The organism is Nocardioides sp., from assembly GCF_964228225.1.
Lineage (GTDB): Bacteria > Actinomycetota > Actinomycetes > Propionibacteriales > Nocardioidaceae > Nocardioides.
Genome location: NZ_CAXQZB010000016.1, coordinates 101,440 through 117,628, shown reverse-complemented (window position 1 = coordinate 117,628; position 16,189 = coordinate 101,440). Strand labels below are relative to the sequence as shown.

General features: G+C 73.9%; 14 protein-coding genes and 1 riboswitch. Of the genes, 13 read left to right on the top strand and 1 reads right to left on the bottom strand.

The window, feature by feature from the left end; translation table 11 throughout:
• Positions 1-123: 123 nt before the first annotated feature.
• The 10 genes from gatC to ACERUJ_RS04080 all read left to right on the top strand — a co-directional run bounded on the left by gatC (position 124) and on the right by ACERUJ_RS04080 (position 11,460).
• Complete coding sequence (gatC, locus tag ACERUJ_RS04125; RefSeq protein WP_370247174.1) at positions 124-423, top strand: Asp-tRNA(Asn)/Glu-tRNA(Gln) amidotransferase subunit GatC; 300 nt, start codon at positions 124-126, stop codon at positions 421-423.
• Positions 420-1,961: an Asp-tRNA(Asn)/Glu-tRNA(Gln) amidotransferase subunit GatA gene (gatA, locus tag ACERUJ_RS04120; protein WP_370247173.1), complete on the top strand. Its 1,542-nt coding sequence runs from the start codon at positions 420-422 to the stop codon at positions 1,959-1,961. Before gatC ends, gatA begins: the two co-directional genes overlap by 4 nt.
• Positions 1,958-3,457, top strand: coding sequence for an Asp-tRNA(Asn)/Glu-tRNA(Gln) amidotransferase subunit GatB (gene gatB / locus ACERUJ_RS04115; RefSeq protein ID WP_370247172.1), 1,500 nt, complete (start codon positions 1,958-1,960; stop codon positions 3,455-3,457). The genes gatA and gatB overlap by 4 nt, the downstream gene beginning before the upstream one ends.
• Positions 3,458-3,560: 103 nt before the next feature.
• Positions 3,561-3,678, top strand: a riboswitch (cobalamin riboswitch).
• A gap of 71 nt (positions 3,679-3,749) precedes the next feature.
• Positions 3,750-5,390, top strand: coding sequence for a prenyltransferase/squalene oxidase repeat-containing protein (locus ACERUJ_RS04110; protein ID WP_370247171.1), 1,641 nt, complete (start codon positions 3,750-3,752; stop codon positions 5,388-5,390).
• Positions 5,387-6,442: a hypothetical protein gene (locus tag ACERUJ_RS04105; RefSeq protein ID WP_370247170.1), complete on the top strand. Its 1,056-nt coding sequence runs from the start codon at positions 5,387-5,389 to the stop codon at positions 6,440-6,442. Before ACERUJ_RS04110 ends, ACERUJ_RS04105 begins: the two co-directional genes overlap by 4 nt.
• Positions 6,442-7,578 (top strand): energy-coupling factor transporter transmembrane component T, encoded by a 1,137-nt coding sequence (locus ACERUJ_RS04100; RefSeq protein WP_370247169.1) that lies wholly within the window; start codon positions 6,442-6,444, stop codon positions 7,576-7,578. Before ACERUJ_RS04105 ends, ACERUJ_RS04100 begins: the two co-directional genes overlap by 1 nt.
• Positions 7,575-9,155, top strand: a complete 1,581-nt coding sequence (locus ACERUJ_RS04095; protein WP_370247168.1) for an ABC transporter ATP-binding protein — start codon at positions 7,575-7,577, stop codon at positions 9,153-9,155. Before ACERUJ_RS04100 ends, ACERUJ_RS04095 begins: the two co-directional genes overlap by 4 nt.
• The gene (locus ACERUJ_RS04090; RefSeq protein ID WP_370247167.1) at positions 9,152-10,009 is read left to right on the top strand and encodes an ECF transporter S component; all 858 of its coding nucleotides are present in this window, start codon (positions 9,152-9,154) and stop codon (positions 10,007-10,009) included. The genes ACERUJ_RS04095 and ACERUJ_RS04090 overlap by 4 nt, the downstream gene beginning before the upstream one ends.
• Positions 10,010-10,013: 4 nt before the next feature.
• Positions 10,014-10,724: a hydrogen peroxide-dependent heme synthase gene (gene hemQ / locus ACERUJ_RS04085; RefSeq protein ID WP_370247166.1), complete on the top strand. Its 711-nt coding sequence runs from the start codon at positions 10,014-10,016 to the stop codon at positions 10,722-10,724.
• Between the two features lie 67 nt (positions 10,725-10,791).
• On the top strand, positions 10,792-11,460 hold the full coding sequence (locus ACERUJ_RS04080) for a hypothetical protein (RefSeq protein ID WP_370247165.1): 669 nt from the start codon (positions 10,792-10,794) through the stop codon (positions 11,458-11,460).
• An 83-nt stretch (positions 11,461-11,543) separates the two neighbouring features.
• Here the strand turns inward: ACERUJ_RS04080 and ACERUJ_RS04075 are convergent, their stop codons facing one another.
• Positions 11,544-12,122: a dTMP kinase gene (locus ACERUJ_RS04075; protein WP_370247164.1), complete on the bottom strand. Its 579-nt coding sequence runs from the start codon at positions 12,120-12,122 to the stop codon at positions 11,544-11,546.
• A 163-nt stretch (positions 12,123-12,285) separates the two neighbouring features.
• On the opposite strand from ACERUJ_RS04075, the gene ACERUJ_RS04070 reads away from it, so the two are divergent.
• The 3 genes from ACERUJ_RS04070 to ACERUJ_RS04060 all read left to right on the top strand — a co-directional run bounded on the left by ACERUJ_RS04070 (position 12,286) and on the right by ACERUJ_RS04060 (position 16,184).
• A complete protein-coding gene (locus ACERUJ_RS04070; RefSeq protein WP_370247163.1) occupies positions 12,286-13,911 on the top strand; it encodes an amino acid permease in 1,626 nt (541 codons plus the stop codon).
• On the top strand, positions 13,908-14,729 hold the full coding sequence (locus ACERUJ_RS04065; RefSeq protein ID WP_370247162.1) for a FadR/GntR family transcriptional regulator: 822 nt from the start codon (positions 13,908-13,910) through the stop codon (positions 14,727-14,729). The genes ACERUJ_RS04070 and ACERUJ_RS04065 overlap by 4 nt, the downstream gene beginning before the upstream one ends.
• Before the next feature lie 90 nt (positions 14,730-14,819).
• Positions 14,820-16,184, top strand: a complete 1,365-nt coding sequence (locus ACERUJ_RS04060; protein ID WP_370247161.1) for a glutamine synthetase family protein — start codon at positions 14,820-14,822, stop codon at positions 16,182-16,184.
• Positions 16,185-16,189: the final 5 nt, after the last annotated feature.

Genomic DNA, 16,189 nt, shown 5'->3' with positions numbered 1-16,189 from the left:
ACGACTCGTGACGAACCGTGACGACGCGTGACGCGGGGTCCGCCGGGTGTGCGCTCCCCGGGCTCGGCCCACGCCGGTGTCCCCCGGCTGCCGGCCCGCGGCGGCGTCACTAGGATCGAGCCCATGCCCGAGATCACCAGAGACGAGGTCGCCCACCTGGCGAACCTCGCCCGGATCGACATGTCCGACGCCGACCTCGACCACCTGGCGCCGCAGCTGTCGGTCATCCTCGAGTCCGTGGCCTCGATCCGCGGCGTGGCGGGCGACGACGTGCCGCCGACCTCGCACGCGCTGCCGCTCACCAACGTCTTCCGCGAGGACGTCGTGACGCCGAGCCTCACCGCCGAGCAGGCGCTCTCGGGCGCCCCCGAGGCGCAGGACGACCGCTTCGTCGTGCCGCGGATCCTGGGGGACGAGCAGTGAGCGACACGCCCCTGATCCGGCGCAGCGCCGCACAGCTGGCCGCCGACCTCGCCGATGGCACGACCACCTCGGTCGCCCTCACCCAGGCCCACCTCGACCGGATCGCTGCGGTGGACGGCGACGCCGACGCCGGCGTGCACGCCTTCCTCCACGTCGACGCCGAGGGCGCGCTGGCCCAGGCCGCGGCCTCCGACGCCCGCCGCGCGGCCGGCACCCCGCTGCACGAGCTGGACGGCGTACCGATCGCGGTCAAGGACGTGCTGGCCACCACCGGCCTGCCCACCACCTGCGGCTCGAAGATCCTGCAGGGCTGGACCCCGCCCTACGACGCCACCGTCGTGACGCGCCTGAAGCAGGCGGGCCTGCCGATCCTGGGCAAGACCAACATGGACGAGTTCGCGATGGGCTCCTCCACCGAGCACTCCGCCTACGGCCCCACCCGCAACCCCTGGGACCTCACCCGGATCCCCGGCGGCTCGGGCGGCGGCTCGGCGGCCGCGCTGGCCGCCTTCGAGGCGCCGCTGGCGCTCGGCACCGACACCGGCGGCTCGATCCGGCAGCCCGGTGCGGTCACCGGCACGGTCGGGGTCAAGCCCACCTACGGCGGCGTCTCCCGCTACGGCCTGGTGGCGATGGCCAACAGCCTCGACCAGGTGGGCCCGGTCACCCGCACCGTGCTCGACGCCGCGCTGCTGCACGAGCTGATCGGCGGCCACGACCCGCGCGACTCCACCTCCATCGACGCCCCGCTGCCCGGCCTCGTGGCCGCGGCCCGCCAGGGCGCAGGCGGCGACATGAGCGGGGTGCGCATCGGCGTCATCACCGAGCTGGCCGGCGACGGCTGGCAGCCCGGGGTGATGGCCCGGTTCCAGGAGTCCCTGGACCTGCTGGTGAAGGCCGGTGCGGAGGTCGTGGAGGTGTCGTGCCCGCACTTCGTGCACGCCCTGGCCACCTACTACCTGATCATGCCGTGCGAGGCCTCCAGCAACCTCGCCAAGTTCGACGCCATGCGCTACGGCCTGCGCGTCGCCCCCGAGGGCGTCGCGAGCCCGAGTGCGGAGGAGGTCATGCGCGCCACCCGCGACGCCGGCTTCGGCGACGAGGTCAAGCGGCGCATCATCATCGGCACCTACGCCCTGTCCAGCGGCTACTACGACGCCTACTACGGCCAGGCCCAGAAGGTGCGCACGCTCATCGCCCGCGACTTCGCGGCCGCCTTCGAGCAGGTGGACGTGCTCGTCTCGCCCACCGCGCCCACCACCGCGTTCAAGCTGGGCGAGAAGCTCGACGACCCGGTGGCGATGTACCTCAACGACCTCGCCACCATCCCCGCCAACCTCGCCGGCGTGCCGGGCATCTCGCTGCCCAGCGGCCTCGCCGACGAGGACGGCTTGCCCGCCGGGTTCCAGATCCTGGCCCCCGCCACCGCCGACGACCGCTGCTACCGCGTGGCCGGCGCCCTCGAGGCGCTGCTGGAGCAGCAGTGGGGCGGCCCGCTGCTGGACCGTGTCCCCGACCTGGAAGGACCCTCGGCATGAGCGCCCCCACCACCGACCTGGTGCCCTTCGACGACGTCCTGGCCGCCTACGACCCCGCGCTGGGGCTGGAGGTGCACGTCGAGCTGAACACGAACACCAAGATGTTCTGCGGCTGCCCCGCCACCTTCGGCGGCGACCCCAACACCCAGGTCTGCCCCACCTGCCTGGGCCTGCCCGGCGCGATGCCGGTGGTCAACGGCAAGGCCGTGGAGGCCGCGATCCGGATCGGCCTGGCGCTGAACTGCTCGATCGCCGAGTGGTGCCGCTTCGCCCGGAAGAACTACTTCTACCCGGACATGCCGAAGAACTTCCAGACCAGCCAGTACGACGAGCCGATCGCCTTCGACGGCTACCTCGACGTCGACGTCGACGGCGAGACGTTCCGCGTCGAGATCGAGCGCGCCCACATGGAGGAGGACACCGGCAAGTCCACCCACATCGGCACCTCGGGCCGCATCCACGGCGCCGACTACTCGCTGGTGGACTACAACCGCGCCGGCATCCCCCTGATCGAGATCGTGACCCGCCCGATCCTGGGGGCGGGGGAGAAGGCGCCCGACGTCGCCCGCGCCTACGTGCAGCAGCTGCGCGACCTCATCGTGGCCCTCGGGGTGTCCGAGGCCCGGATGGACCAGGGCAACCTGCGCGCCGACGTCAACCTCTCGCTCTCCCCGAAGGGCAGCGGCGTGCTCGGCACCCGCACCGAGACCAAGAACGTCAACTCCTTCCGCTCCGTGGAGCGGGCCGTGCGCTTCGAGATGCAGCGCCACGCCGCGGTGCTGAACGGCGGCGGCAGCATCCTGCAGGAGACCCGTCACTGGCACGAGGACACCGGCATCACGACCTCGGGCCGGGAGAAGTCCGACGCCGAGGACTACCGCTACTTCCCCGAGCCCGACCTGGTGCCCGTGGCGCCGTCGCGGGAGTGGGTGGAGCAGCTGCGCGGCACGCTGCCGGAGAACCCGACGGTCAAGCGGGCCCGGTTGCAGGCCGCCTGGGGCTTCTCCGACCTCGAGATGCGCGACACCATCGGCGCCGGCGCGCTCGGGCTGGTGGAGGAGACGATCGCCGCGGGCGCGTCGCCCCAGTCCGCCCGCAAGTGGTGGCTCTCCGAGCTCGCCCGCCGCGCCAACGACACCGGCGTGGAGATCGGCGAGCTCGGCGTCAGCCCGGAGCAGGTGGCGCAGGTGCAGGCCCTGGTCGACGCCGGCACGATCAACGACAAGCTGGCCCGCCAGGTCTTCGACGGCCTCCTCGCCGGTGAGGGCAGCCCCGCGGAGATCGTCGAGGCCCGCGGCCTGGCCGTGGTCTCCGACGACGGCGCCCTCTCGGCCGCCATCGACGCCGCCATCGCGGCCAACCCCGACGTCGCCGACAAGATCCGCGACGGCAAGGTGGCCGCGGCCGGTGCGCTGATCGGTGCGGTCATGAAGGAGATGCGCGGCCAGGCCGACGCCGGCCGGGTGCGCGAGCTGATCCTGGAGAAGCTCACCTGAGCCCTGCTGACCTGGGCTGATGCGGCTCGCCGAGACACGACTCGGCGCTGGCGCCTCACCCCTTGTAGGGTGCTGCCCGCGGCGGATCGCCGCATCCATCTGAACAATCCACTTCGCCCGTGGTGGGGGAAGCCGGTCCGAAGCCGGCGCTGACCCGCAACCGTAGGTGGGGCCCGAGGGCCCCACGAGCCGGAATGCCCGTCACGGTGCGTCCTACCCCATCGCTGTCGTGGATCGCAGCGGGGCGGCCCCGGTGCCTCCCCGTCCTTGCATTGCAGCGGGAAGGAACCCCATGAAGCACCGTCTCCCCGGTCCGGCCCTCGGTGGCCTGGCCCTGTCGCTCGCGGGCGTCGCGCTCAGCGTCGTCCCGTCCGCCCCCGCGGTCGCCGCGACCCCCGGCACCCTCACCGAGCCGGCCCGGCACGCCGCCGACTGGCTCACCGGCGAGCTCACCAACGGCCTGATCTTCAACAACCAGTTCGACTTCACCGACTACGGCCGCTCGATCGACGTCGGCCTGGCCCTGGCCGCCGCCGGGCGCAGCACGACGGTCACCCAGATCGCCGACGCGCTCGCCCCCAACGTCGGCGACTACTACAGCTACAGCGTCGGCAGCAGCGGCACCAAGACCCACGTCCTGGCCGGCTCGCTGGCCAAGGCCGCGGTCTTCGCCCGGATCGCCGGCAAGAACCCGCTCGACTTCGGCGGCCGCGACCTGCTCAGCGAGCTCGAGGGCCGGGTCTCCACCGACACCGCCTCCGCGGGCCGGATCGGCGACGTCTTCTTCCCCGAGGAGCAGTTCGAGGCCGACTACGCCAACACCTTCGGCCAGGCCTTCGCCGCGCGTGCGCTGAGCGAGGCCGGCAGCACCCTGGCCCCCAGCGCGCTGGCGTTCCTCGACGCCCAGCAGTGCTCGGGCGGCTGGATCCGGCTCGACCTCGGCGCCACCCTGGCGGGCACCTGCGACGAGGAGGGCGGCCTGCCCTCGATCGACGCCACCGCCAACGCGATCATCAACCTCGTCGACGTGCCGGCCGCGGCCGACCTCGTCGACGGCGCCGTCGCCTGGCTCAAGGGCGCCCAGCGCGAGGACGGCAGCTACCCCGCCGGCGACGGCCTGAACAACAGCAACGCCAACAGCACCGGCCTCGCGGCCCAGGCCCTCGGCCTCGCCGGCGAGACCGCCGCCGCCGCCGACGCCGCCACCTGGCTGCGCACCTACCAGGCCGACGACGTCGCCCCCTGCATCACCGCGATGACCCCCGAGCGGGGTGCGGTGGCCTACGAGCCGGGCGCCCTCGCCACCGCCCGGGTCGACGGCATCGCCGAGACGGTCGAGGACCAGTTCCGCTTCGCCACCGCGCAGGCCCTCGGCGGCCTGCTGTACGCCGACGACCGGCAGCCCACCAGCGAGCCCACCTCCAACGCCACGTTCGTGCGCGCGGGCAGCCTGCAGAACATCGACGTCACCGGCGTGGCCCCCGGCCGCACCCTGTGCGTCGTGCGGGTCTCCGACGGCCAGACCAAGCTGCTCAACGCCGACCCCGAGGGCAACGCCTCGCCGATCGTGCGCGCCGGTCGCCCCGACCGCTCCCAGGACGTGCGCTTCCGCATCAAGCTCGGCACCGAGGTCCTCGGCGTCGTGACCCTGCGCGCCCTGGCCCCCACCAGCTTCGTGGTGCAGGCCCCGGCCCGCGCCAGCCGACGCGACGGCGTCGTCGTCACCGTGACCGGCCTCGCGCCGGGCGAGCGTGGCCTGGTGCGCGTGCTGCGCGGTGACAAGGCGGTGGGCAAGTCCCGTCGTGCCGACGCCGATGGCGTGCTCAAGGTGCGCGTGGCCCTCACCGACCTCCCGCTCGGCAAGGCCGTGATCCGGGTCCAGGGCTTCTTCGACGACCGTCGCGGCTCCAAGGCGCTGCGGATCACCCGGTGACCCGCGGCAGGTTCGCGGCCCTCGCTGCGACCCTGCTCCTCCCGGTGTCGGCCCTCGTGGTCGGCACCGGGGCGGCCCCTGCCCACGCCGCGGCGTGTGCAGGGTCCACAGGGGTCACGGTGGTGGTCGACTTCCACGAGCTGGGCGGCGGCGTCCGCTCGGTGTGCGTCGCCGCCGGCGGCGACGTGACGGCCGACCGGCTGTTCACGGCGGCGGGCTTCAGCCTGCGCTACGCCTCGCGCCAGCCCGGCTTCGTGTGCCGGGTGGCCGGCGTGCCCGAGAGCGACCCGTGCGTGAACGCCGCCCCGGCGGACGCCTACTGGGCGCTGTGGTGGAGCACCGGCGACCCCGGCGCGCGCTGGGTCTACTCCAGCCTCGGGGTGACCTCGCTCGAGGTGCCCGAGGGCGGCCTGGTGGCCTTCAGCTGGGACCAGGGTCCCGGCGACAGCCTGCCCGGCGCCGCCGCGACCCGCCCCGAGCAGCCCGCGCCCACCGAGCCCTCCGACCCGACCCCGGGCAGCGGCTCCGGGGGCTCCGGCGGCTCGGGATCCACCGGTTCCGGTGGCGGCAAGGGCGGCGGCAAGGGCGGTGGCACGGGCGGCGGCACGGGCGGCGGCTCCGACGCGGGTGCCGACGGGGAGACGGCGTCGCCGGACCCCGCGGCCACGCCCACCGAGGACCCCGCCGACGAGACCACCGACCCGGCCCAGGACCCCACCGACGACGCCGGCGACGCCTCCGACGAGGACGGGGCCGCGGGACAGGGCCGTGGGAAGGGCCGCGACCGTGGTGACCGCGACGGTCGGGACGACGCGAGCCCGACGCCGTCGCCCGAGGCGTCCGCCGACCCCGGCACGGTCACGCTCGACGCGCCGGCGACCGAGGTGGACCTCGCCTCCGACGCCGCCGATCCCGCCTCCCAGGGCCTGCCCGGCTGGGTCGTGCCGCTGGTCCTGCTGCTGCTCGCCGCGGGCGGCGGCGCGGTGGCGTGGCGGCGTCGGACCGGCCCCGGGGCGGGCACCGGATCGGGCACCGGGTCGGGTCCGGCCTGATGAGCCGGCGGCCGTACCGCGAGCTCCACCCCCTGGCCTGGTGGCTGTGGGCGGTGGGGCTGGCGGCTGCCGCCTCGCTCACGACCAACCCGCTCACCCTGCTGCTCCTGGTGGTGGTGGTCGCGTGCGTCGTGTCCGCGCGGCGCACCGACCACCCCTGGGCCCGCTCCTTCCGGTTCTACCTCTGGCTCGGGGCGGTCGCGGTGGTGCTGCGCGTCGTGTGGCGCATCCTGCTCGGCGGCTACTCCGGCACGGTGCTGATCGACCTGCCCGAGATCCCGCTGCCCGACGCCGTCCTCGGCATCCGGCTGCTGGGCCCCGTCACTCGCGAGGCCCTGCTCTCGGGGCTCTACGACGGCCTGCGGCTGGCCACCATCGTGATCTGCATCGGGGCGGCGAACAGCCTGGCCAACCCCAAGCGACTGCTGCGCAGCCTCCCGCCGGCGCTCTACGAGGTCGGCACCGCGCTCGCGGTGGCCGTCACCGTGCTGCCGCAGTTCACCGAGAGCCTCACCCGCGTGCGCGCCGCCCAGGCGCTGCGGGCGGGGGAGACCCGGCGGGTGCGGGGCCTGCGGCGCCTCGTCGTGCCGGTCCTGGAGGACACCCTCGAACGCTCGCTGGCCCTGGCCGCGGGCATGGACACCCGCGGCTACGGCCGCAGCGGCGGGCTCGACCCCCGGCAGCGACGCGTCTCGGGGGCACTGCTGCTGGGGGCGCTCGCCGGGCTGCTGGTGGGCACCTACGCCTTCCTCGACCCCACCGCGCCCCGCTGGCTGGCCGCGCTCGGCCTGCTGATCGGGTTCGCGGCCGCGGCCGGGGGCTTCCGCAGCGCCGGGCGCCGGGTCGTGCGCACCCGCTACCGCCCCGACCCCTGGCGCCGCGAGGAGACCGCGGTGGCCGCCGTCGGCCTCGGGGCCGGTGTGGTGGCCTGGTGGGTGGGCCGCGAGCAGGTGGGCATCGCCTACCCCGACCTCGACGTCGTGCCGCAGGTGAGCCTGGTGGCGCTGCTCGGCACCCTGCTGGGCCTGCTCGCGATCGCCGCCAGCCCGCTCCCACGGGCCCCCGAGCCCACCGGCGACCCCGCCGCACCCCCGACCGACTCCCCGTCCCTCCCGCGAGAACGGATCCGGACATGATCGAACTGCGCGGCGTCACCGTGCGCTACGACGCGCGGCCCGGCGAGCAGGACCGGCCGGGCCTGCCGGTGCTCGACGGCGTCGACCTCACCGTCGAGGAGGGCGAGCTGATGCTCGTCTCCGGACCGACCGGGGTGGGCAAGTCGACCCTGCTCGGGGTCGTGACCGGCCTCGTGCCGCGGTTCAGCGGCGGGGAGCTGGCCGGCGACGTGCTGCTCGACGGCGTCTCGATCCTGCACACCCCGCCCCGCGAGCGCGCCCACGTGATCGGCTACGTCGGGCAGGACCCGGCCGCCGGGTTCGTCACCGACACCGCCGAGGAGGAGCTCGCCTTCGGCATGGAGCAGCTCGGCCTCGACGCCGCCACGATGCGGCGCCGCGTGGAGGAGACCCTGGACCTGCTCGGCATCGCCCACCTGCGCGACCGCGACCTGCGCTCGCTCTCGGGCGGGGAGCAGCAGCGCGTCGCGATCGGGGCGGTGCTCACCACCCACCCGCGGCTGCTCGTGCTCGACGAGCCGACCTCGGCGCTGGACCCCACCGCCGCCGAGGAGGTGCTGGCCATCCTCACCCGGCTCGTGCACGACCTCGGCGTCTCGGTGCTGCTCGCCGAGCACCGGCTCGAGCGGGTCGTGCCGTTCGCCGACCGGATGGCGCTGTTCACCGGCGCCGGCCGGGTGGAGGTGGGGGAGCCCGCCGACCTGCTCGCGCAGTCGCCCGTCGTGCCCCCGCTCGTCGAGCTGGGCCGGGCCGCGGGCTGGGACCCGCTGCCGCTCACGACCCGCGAGGCCAAGCGCCGGGCCCGCTCCCTGTCGCTGGTGCCGCCGCCCGTGCCCGCCCCCGCCGCGAGCGAGGAGGTGCTGGCCGCCGACGACGTCTCGGTGTCGCACGGGTCGCGGGTGGCGCTGCGCGAGGTGTCGTGCCGCCTGCACGCCGGGCGCATCACCGCGCTGATGGGCCGCAACGGCTCCGGCAAGTCCACCCTGCTCTGGACCCTGCAGGGCACCCGCGCCCGCCGGGCGGGTCGGGTGCGCGTCGGCGCCGTCGACCCCCACGCCCTGGACCCCGCCGGGCGCCGCGGCGTCGTCGGGCTGCTGCCGCAGACCGCCTCCGACCTGCTGTACCTGGAGTCGGTGGACGCCGAGTGCGCCGCGGGCGGACCCGCCACCCGCGGCCTGCTCGACCGTCTCGTGCCCGGCATCGACGGCGCCACCCACCCCCGCGACCTCTCCGAGGGGCAGCGCCTCGCGCTCGCCCTGGCGCTGGTGCTCGCGGCCGACCCGCAGGTCGTGCTGCTCGACGAGCCCACGCGCGGTCTGGACTACGCCGCCAAGGCGGCGCTCGCCACGATCCTGCGCGAGCTGGCCGACGAGGGCCGGGCGGTGTTCGTGGCCACCCACGACGTGGAGTTCGTGGCCGTGGCCGCCGACGACGTCGTCGTGCTGGCCGAGGGCGAGGTCGTCTCCTCCGGGGAGGTGCACGACGTGCTCACCCAGAGCCCGGCCTTCGCCCCCCAGGTGACCAAGGTGCTTGGCGCCCCGTGGCTGCGGGTGGCCGAGGTGGTGGCGGCGCTGTGAGCGCCCCCGAGGTCCCGCGGCCGGCGGCGCGGTCCCGGGTGACCGGCTCGGTGGACCGCCGCGGCGTCGTGCCGGTGTCCCCGCGCACGGCCGCCGCGCTGGTGCTGGCCTCCGCCGCGGGCCTGGTGATGCTCGGCTGGCCGCTGATCGTGGACGTCGACCCGGGCTCGCGGATGGACCCGCCGTTCCTGTTCCTGCTGCTCATGCCCGCGGTGCTCGTGGTGGTGCTGGTCGAGATGACCGAGGGCGGCATGGACTCCCGCGTCCTGGCGCTGCTCGGCGTCCTGGCCGCCCTCGACGCCGTGATGCGGCTGCTCTCGGCGGGCACCGCCGGGGTCGAGCTGGTGTTCTTCCTGCTCATCCTCGCCGGGCGCGTGTTCGGGCCGGGGTTCGGCTTCGTGCTCGGGGTGCTGGCGCTGTTCGCCTCCGCGCTGCTCACCGCGGGCGTGGGCCCCTGGCTGCCGTTCCAGATGATCTGTGCCGCCTGGGTGGGCATGGGGGCCGGGCTGCTGCCGCGCCGCGTGCGCGGCCGCGCCGAGGTCGCGATGCTCATGGCGTACGGCGTGGTGGCGGCCTACGCCTACGGCCTGCTCACCAACCTGTCGGGCTGGCCGTTCCTGTTCGGCATCGGCGTGCCCGGGGCCTCCGGCGACATCCAGTACGTGCCGGGCGACCCGACGCTGGAGAACCTGCGCCGCTTCGTGGCCTACACCCTCATCACCTCGACCACGAGCTGGGACACCGGCCGGGCGATCACCACCGCCGTCGCGATCGCGGTGCTCGGGCCCGCGGTGCTCGTGACGCTGCGGCGGGCGGCCCGCCGCGCCGTCGTCACCGGCACGACGGCACAATGAGGGTATGAGCGAGCACCAGACCAACGCCGCGCGCATCCGCGAGATCAACGCCTCGATCCGCTACACCATGTGGTCGGTCTTCCGCCTCGACGACGTCCTGGGCGACGGGGCCGACCGGGCCGCCGAGGCCGCTGAGGCCGAGAAGCTGTTCGCCGAGCTGGCCGAGGCCGACGTCGTGCTGCGCGGTGCCTACGACGTCAGCGGGCTGCGCGCCGACGCCGACGTCATGCTGTGGCTGCACGCCGCCACCTCCGAGGAGCTGCAGGACGCCTACCACCGCTTCCGCCGCACCGCCTTCGGTCGCCGGTTCGCCCCGGTGTGGTCGCAGCTGGCGCTGCACCGCCCCGCCGAGTTCAACAAGTCCCACGTGCCGGCCTTCCTCAGCGACGAGGAGCCCAAGAAGCACGTGTGCGTCTACCCGTTCGTGCGCTCCTACGAGTGGTACCTGCTGCCCGACGAGGAGCGCCGGGCGCTGCTGGCCGAGCACGGCAAGATGGCGCGGCCCTACCCCGACGTGCGCGCCAACACCGTGGCCTCCTTCGCCCTGGGCGACTACGAGTGGCTGCTCGCCTTCGAGGCCGACGACCTGTACCGGATCGTCGACCTCATGCGCGACCTGCGGGCTTCGGGCGCGCGGCGGCACGTGCGGGAGGAGATCCCGTTCTACACCGGCGCCCTCACCCCGATCGCCGACCTGGTCGACAAGCTGCCCTGACCCGGGCCGACCGGGCCCGATCCGACCCGCAGGGAACCGATCCGGGTCGGGCCGCGTCGGAGTGGACATGCGCCCTCCCGCCCGGCCCTTGAAGGCCCTGCTCGTGCCCCTCGCGATGCTCGTCCTCCTCCTCGCCGGGTGCGCCGGTGAGGAGGACGCGGCCCGCGCCAGCGACCCGGCCTCCGACACCAGCGCTCCCGCGCGGCCACCGGCACCCTCCGCCGTGCCGGCCGCACCGGGTCCGGTGCGCTCGACCGCGCTGCCCACGGTGATGGACGCCGGGCCGGAGGGCCCGGTGCTCTGCCTCGGCCCGATCGCGGAGTCCTACCCGCCGCAGTGCTCGGGCCCGGCGATCACGAACTGGTCCTGGCAGCGCGACGGCCAGGGGATGTTCGAGCAGCAGGGCGACGTCCGCTGGGGCACCTTCGCCGTCACCGGCACCTGGGACGGCACCGCGTTCACCGTGACCGAGGCGATCCCCGGTCCGCTCTACGACCCGATGATGAGCGAGCCCGTGGTGCTCCCGGCGCCGAGCGTGGCCTACGACCCCGCCGAGCTCGAGCGGATCGCCACCGAGACCTCCTCCCTGCCCGGCGCCCAGGGCTCCTACGGCGACGACGAGGGTCACGTGCTGCTCGACGTCACCTACGACGACGGCACCCTGCAGGACTACGTCGACGCCGCCTACGGCGATGGCGTCGTCGTGGTGCGGGGACTGCTGGCCGACGCGGGCTGAGTTCTCCCTTCGTCACCAGCGGAATGCACCGGTTCTCCCTCGGGACCGGTGCATTCCGCTGGTGACAACGGGAAACGGCGACCTCAGTCGTCGAGGTGGGCGAGGATCGCCTCGACGATGCTGTCCGAGGTCGTGTCGGCGTCCACCACGGTGAAGTCGGCGAACTCGGGCAGCGCGCGGTACGCGGCGTCGAAGGCGCGCAGGTGGGTGAGCGTCTCGTGGTCGGTGCCGCGTCGCTCGATGCGCTCCTGGGCGCGCTCGGGCGCCAGGGCGAGGTAGAAGGTGCGTTCGGGGGAGCGCAGGCCCCGGTAGCGCTCGCGCGCCGGGGCGGGGTCGGAGCCGCGGGCCGCCATGAGGGCGTACTGGCAGGGCATCCAGCGGTCGCAGACCGCGATCCGGTCCGGTCGGGCCCCCCACCACTGCGCGCGGCGCATCGCGGCGTGGCGCACGCGCATCTCGACGGCCTCGAAGCGGTCGCGGCCCAGCCAGGCGACGCCGTCGTCGTGTCCCTGGCGGCGGGCCAGCTGGTTCATCATCGGCCGCCCGCCGGGGTTCTCGAAGTAGCGCGCGTGCCGGCCGCGCTCCTGCAGGGCGGTGGTGAGGGCCCGCGCCGCGGTGGACTTGCCGGCGCCGTCGATCCCGACCAGCGCCACCAGCGTCATGTGCCGACCCTAGGGCACCTGCGGGCACCCGCCACGGTGATCGCCGCCACCCCCGCGGGCCGCCCCGACAAGTAAAGGTCTGAAGTCGGTCCATTGACAGTGGGTGGGGGCGGCAGCACACTTCCCTCCACCCCCACCGTCCCTCGGCGAAAGAGGACCTGGCATGGCAGTGACCGACCCGAAGCTCGACGCCGACGCCGCGAGGCTGGCCGAGCTCGGCTACAAGCAGGACCTGAAGCGCAGCTGGTCGAGCTTCTCCAACTTCGCGATCTCGTTCTCGATCATCTCGATCCTGGCCGGCTGCTTCACCAACTTCGGAGCCGGCTTCAACAACGGCGGCCCGATCTCGATCTCGTGGTCGTGGCCGATCCTGTCGGTGCTGATCCTCATCATCGGCCTCACCATGGCCGAGCTCGTCTCGAGCTACCCCACCTCCGGCGGCATCTACTGGTGGGCCTCGAAGCTCGGCGGGCCCCGCGCCGGCTTCTACACCGGCTGGCTCAACCTCGTCGGCCTGATGGCGGTCACCGCCGGCGTCGCCTACGGCTGCGCCACGTTCATCGACCTCACGATCAGCACCTGGTGGACCGCGTGGGCGGAGGACTACTCGCTGGGCCGGGTGTACCTGCTCTTCCTCGGTGTGCTGGCGTTCATCTCGGTGATCAACATCTTCAGCGGCCACCTCATGGCGGTGATGAACAACATCTCGGTCTGGTGGCACGTCGCCGGCGCCGCCACGATCGTCGGGATCCTGGTGTTCGTCCCCGACCAGCACCAGTCGTTCTCCTACGTCTTCACCGAGCGGTTCAACAACTCCGGCTTCAGCGACGGCAGCACCTCCAGCTTCGCCTTCTTCCTCGCCGTGATCCCGTTCGGCTTCCTGCTCACCCAGTACACGATCACCGGCTTCGACGCCTCGGTGCACCTCTCGGAGGAGACCCAGGGCGCCTCGCACGGGGCGGCCCAGGGCATCTGGCGCTCGATCGCCTACTCCGCGATCGGCGGCTACGTCCTGCTGCTCGCGGTGGTCTTCGCGATCCCCGACGACGCGATGGGCAACCCCGACAACGCCGGCGTCGGCGCGGGCGGGGTGGCGTTCATCTTCACCTCGGTGCTCGACTCGAAGGTCGCGGGTCTGGTGCTGTTCATCTCGGCCTCGGCCCAGCTGTTCTGCGCGACCTCGTGCATGACCTCGGCCTCGCGGATGCTCTACGCCTTCAGCCGCGACCGCGCCGTGCCCGGGTCCGGGCTGTGGCAGCGGCTGACCTCGGCCCAGGTGCCGGCCAACGCCGTGGGCCTGGTCGCGCTGGTGAGCATCGTCGTCACCGCCCCCGCCCTGGTGGAGGTGAACCTCGGCACCCCCGAGGAGCCGCTGATCGTGCCGGTGGCCTTCTACGCCGTCACCTCGATCGCGGTGATCGGGCTCTACCTCTCCTTCGCCATCCCGATCTACCTGCGCTGGCGCCACGGCGACCGGTTCGAGCTCGGCAGCTGGAACAACGGCGCGAAGTACAAGTGGATGAACCCGCTGGCGGTGCTGGAGATCGTGCTCGTCTCGGGCTACCTGATGATGCCGTTCGTGCCCGGCGCGGTGCCGTTCAGCGACGACTTCGACTGGAAGTTCGTCAACTACGCACCGATCGTCACCCTCGGGGTGCTGCTGCTCATCACGGTGTGGTGGGAGGTGTCGGCCAAGAAGTGGTTCACCGGTCCGGTGCGCACCATCGACGACGCCGCCCCCGCCGCGCCGGACGGTGGCGTGTCCGGCAGCGCGACCCCGTTCCCGTGACCGCGACGCCGGGCGGGCTCGGGGCCCCCGGCGACGCGGCGGCGGGAGCCCCCCTCGAACCGCCCCCCGGCCACGGGGCGGAGCACGACCTCGGCGCGGTCGTGCTCCGCCCGGTGCGGGCCCACGCGTTCGAGACCTGTGTGGAGCAGCTGGCCACCGCCCTGCGGCTGGGCGTGTACCCGTTCGGCACGATGCTGCCGCCCGAGCGCGAGCTCGCCGAGCGGATGCACGTGTCGCGGGCGACCCTGCGCGAGGCGATCGCGGCGCTGCGGGCGGCCGGGATGGTGCGCACGACCCGCGGCCGCGGCGGCGGCACCGTGGTGGACTACCGGCCCGGCGACCCCGGTCGCGCCGGCGGGTCCGGGGCCGCGCCGGGCGCCGCGGGACCCGAGCGGGAGGCGTTGCTGGACTCCCTGGTCTTCCGGCGCATCGTCGAGCCGGGTGCCGCGCACCTCGCCGCCGGACGGACGCTGGGCGAACACGAGCGGGCGGCCCTGACCACCGCGCTGGAGGAGGTCGACGCCGCCGCGCGGGCCGGCGACGCGGCCGCCCACCGCCAGGCCGACTCGCGGCTCCACCTCGCGATCGCCTCCATGAGCGGCAGCCCGCGCACGATCGCCGCCGTCACCGAGGTGCAGGCGCGGTTGCACGACCTGCTCGACGCCATCCCGGTGCTGGAGGTCAACATCGAGCACTCCTGCCGCCAGCACCGCACGATCGTGACCGCGATCCTCACCGACGACGCCCCCCGCGCCCGCCGTGCGATGGAGCAGCACTGCGACGACACCGCCGCGCTGCTGCGCGGCCTGCTCGCCTGAACGCCCCGCCGGCGACCGAGACCGACCAGCCCCGCCCCCACCAGTTCCGACCAGTTCCGACCAGCTCCGACCAGTTCCGGGAGGACCCGCATGACCCGCACCGACCGCCACCTCGATCTCGACCGGTTGCGCGCGCTCGTGGCCGGCGGCGCGATCGACACCGTGATCGTGGCCTTCACCGACATGCAGGGCCGGCTGCAGGGCAAGCGCCTGCACGCGCAGTACTTCCTCGACGTCGCCCTGGCGCACGGCACCGAGGGCTGCAACTACCTGCTCGGCGTCGACGTCGAGATGAACACCGTCGACGGGTACGCCATCACCTCCTGGGAGCGCGGCTACGGCGACCTGGAGTTCGTGCTCGACCTCGACACCCTGCGCCCGCTGCCGCACCTGCCCGGCACCGCGCTGGTGCAGTGTGACCTGGTGTGGCCCGACCACGCCCCGGTCGTGCAGTCGCCCCGCACGGTGCTGCACGCCCAGCTGGCCCGCCTGGCCGAGCGCGGGTGGGACGCGCTCGCCGGCACCGAGCTGGAGTTCATCCTGTTCACCGACACCTACGAGGAGGCGCACCGGCGCGACTACCGCGGCCTCACCCCGGCCAACCAGTACAACGTCGACTACTCGATCCTCGGCGGCACCCGCGTGGAGCCGCTGCTGCGCGAGATCCGCAACGCGATGTACGGCGCCGGGATGGCGGTGGAGGGCTCGAAGGGCGAGTGCAACCTGGGCCAGCACGAGATCGGGTTCCTCTACGACACCGCGCTGGTCACCGCCGACAACCACGTGGTCTACAAGACCGCGGCCAAGGAGATCGCGGCCCAGCACGGGCAGTCGCTCACCTTCATGGCCAAGTACGACGGCCGCGAGGGCAACTCCTGCCACATCCACCTCTCGCTGCGCGGCACCGACGGCTCGCTGGTGTTCTGGGACGCCGAGCGCGGCACCCGCTCGGCGCTCTACGACCACTTCACCGCCGGGGTGCTCGCCACCCTGCGCGACTTCACCCTGCTCTACGCGCCCAACATCAACTCCTACAAACGCTTCGCCGACGGCTCCTTCGCCCCCACCGCCATCGCCTGGGGCGAGGACAACCGCACCTGCGCGCTGCGGCTGGTGGGGCGCGGCGCGGGCGCGCGGATGGAGAACCGGGTGCCCGGCGGCGACGTCAACCCCTACCTCGCGCTGGCGGCGATGATCGCCGGCGGCCTGCACGGCATCGACGCCGAGCTGCCGCTGGAGCCGGCGCTGGAGGGCAACGCCTACGCCTCGGGCCGCCCGCGCGTGCCGGCCACCCTGCGCGAGGCCCGGGAGGCCTTCCTGGGCTCCGAGGTCGCCCGCGCGGCCTTGGGTGAGGACGTCGTGGAGCACTACGCCACGATGGCCCGGGTGGAGATCGAGGCCTTCGACGCCGCCGTCACCGACTGGGAGCTGCGCCGCAGCTTCGAGCGGATGTGAGAGAG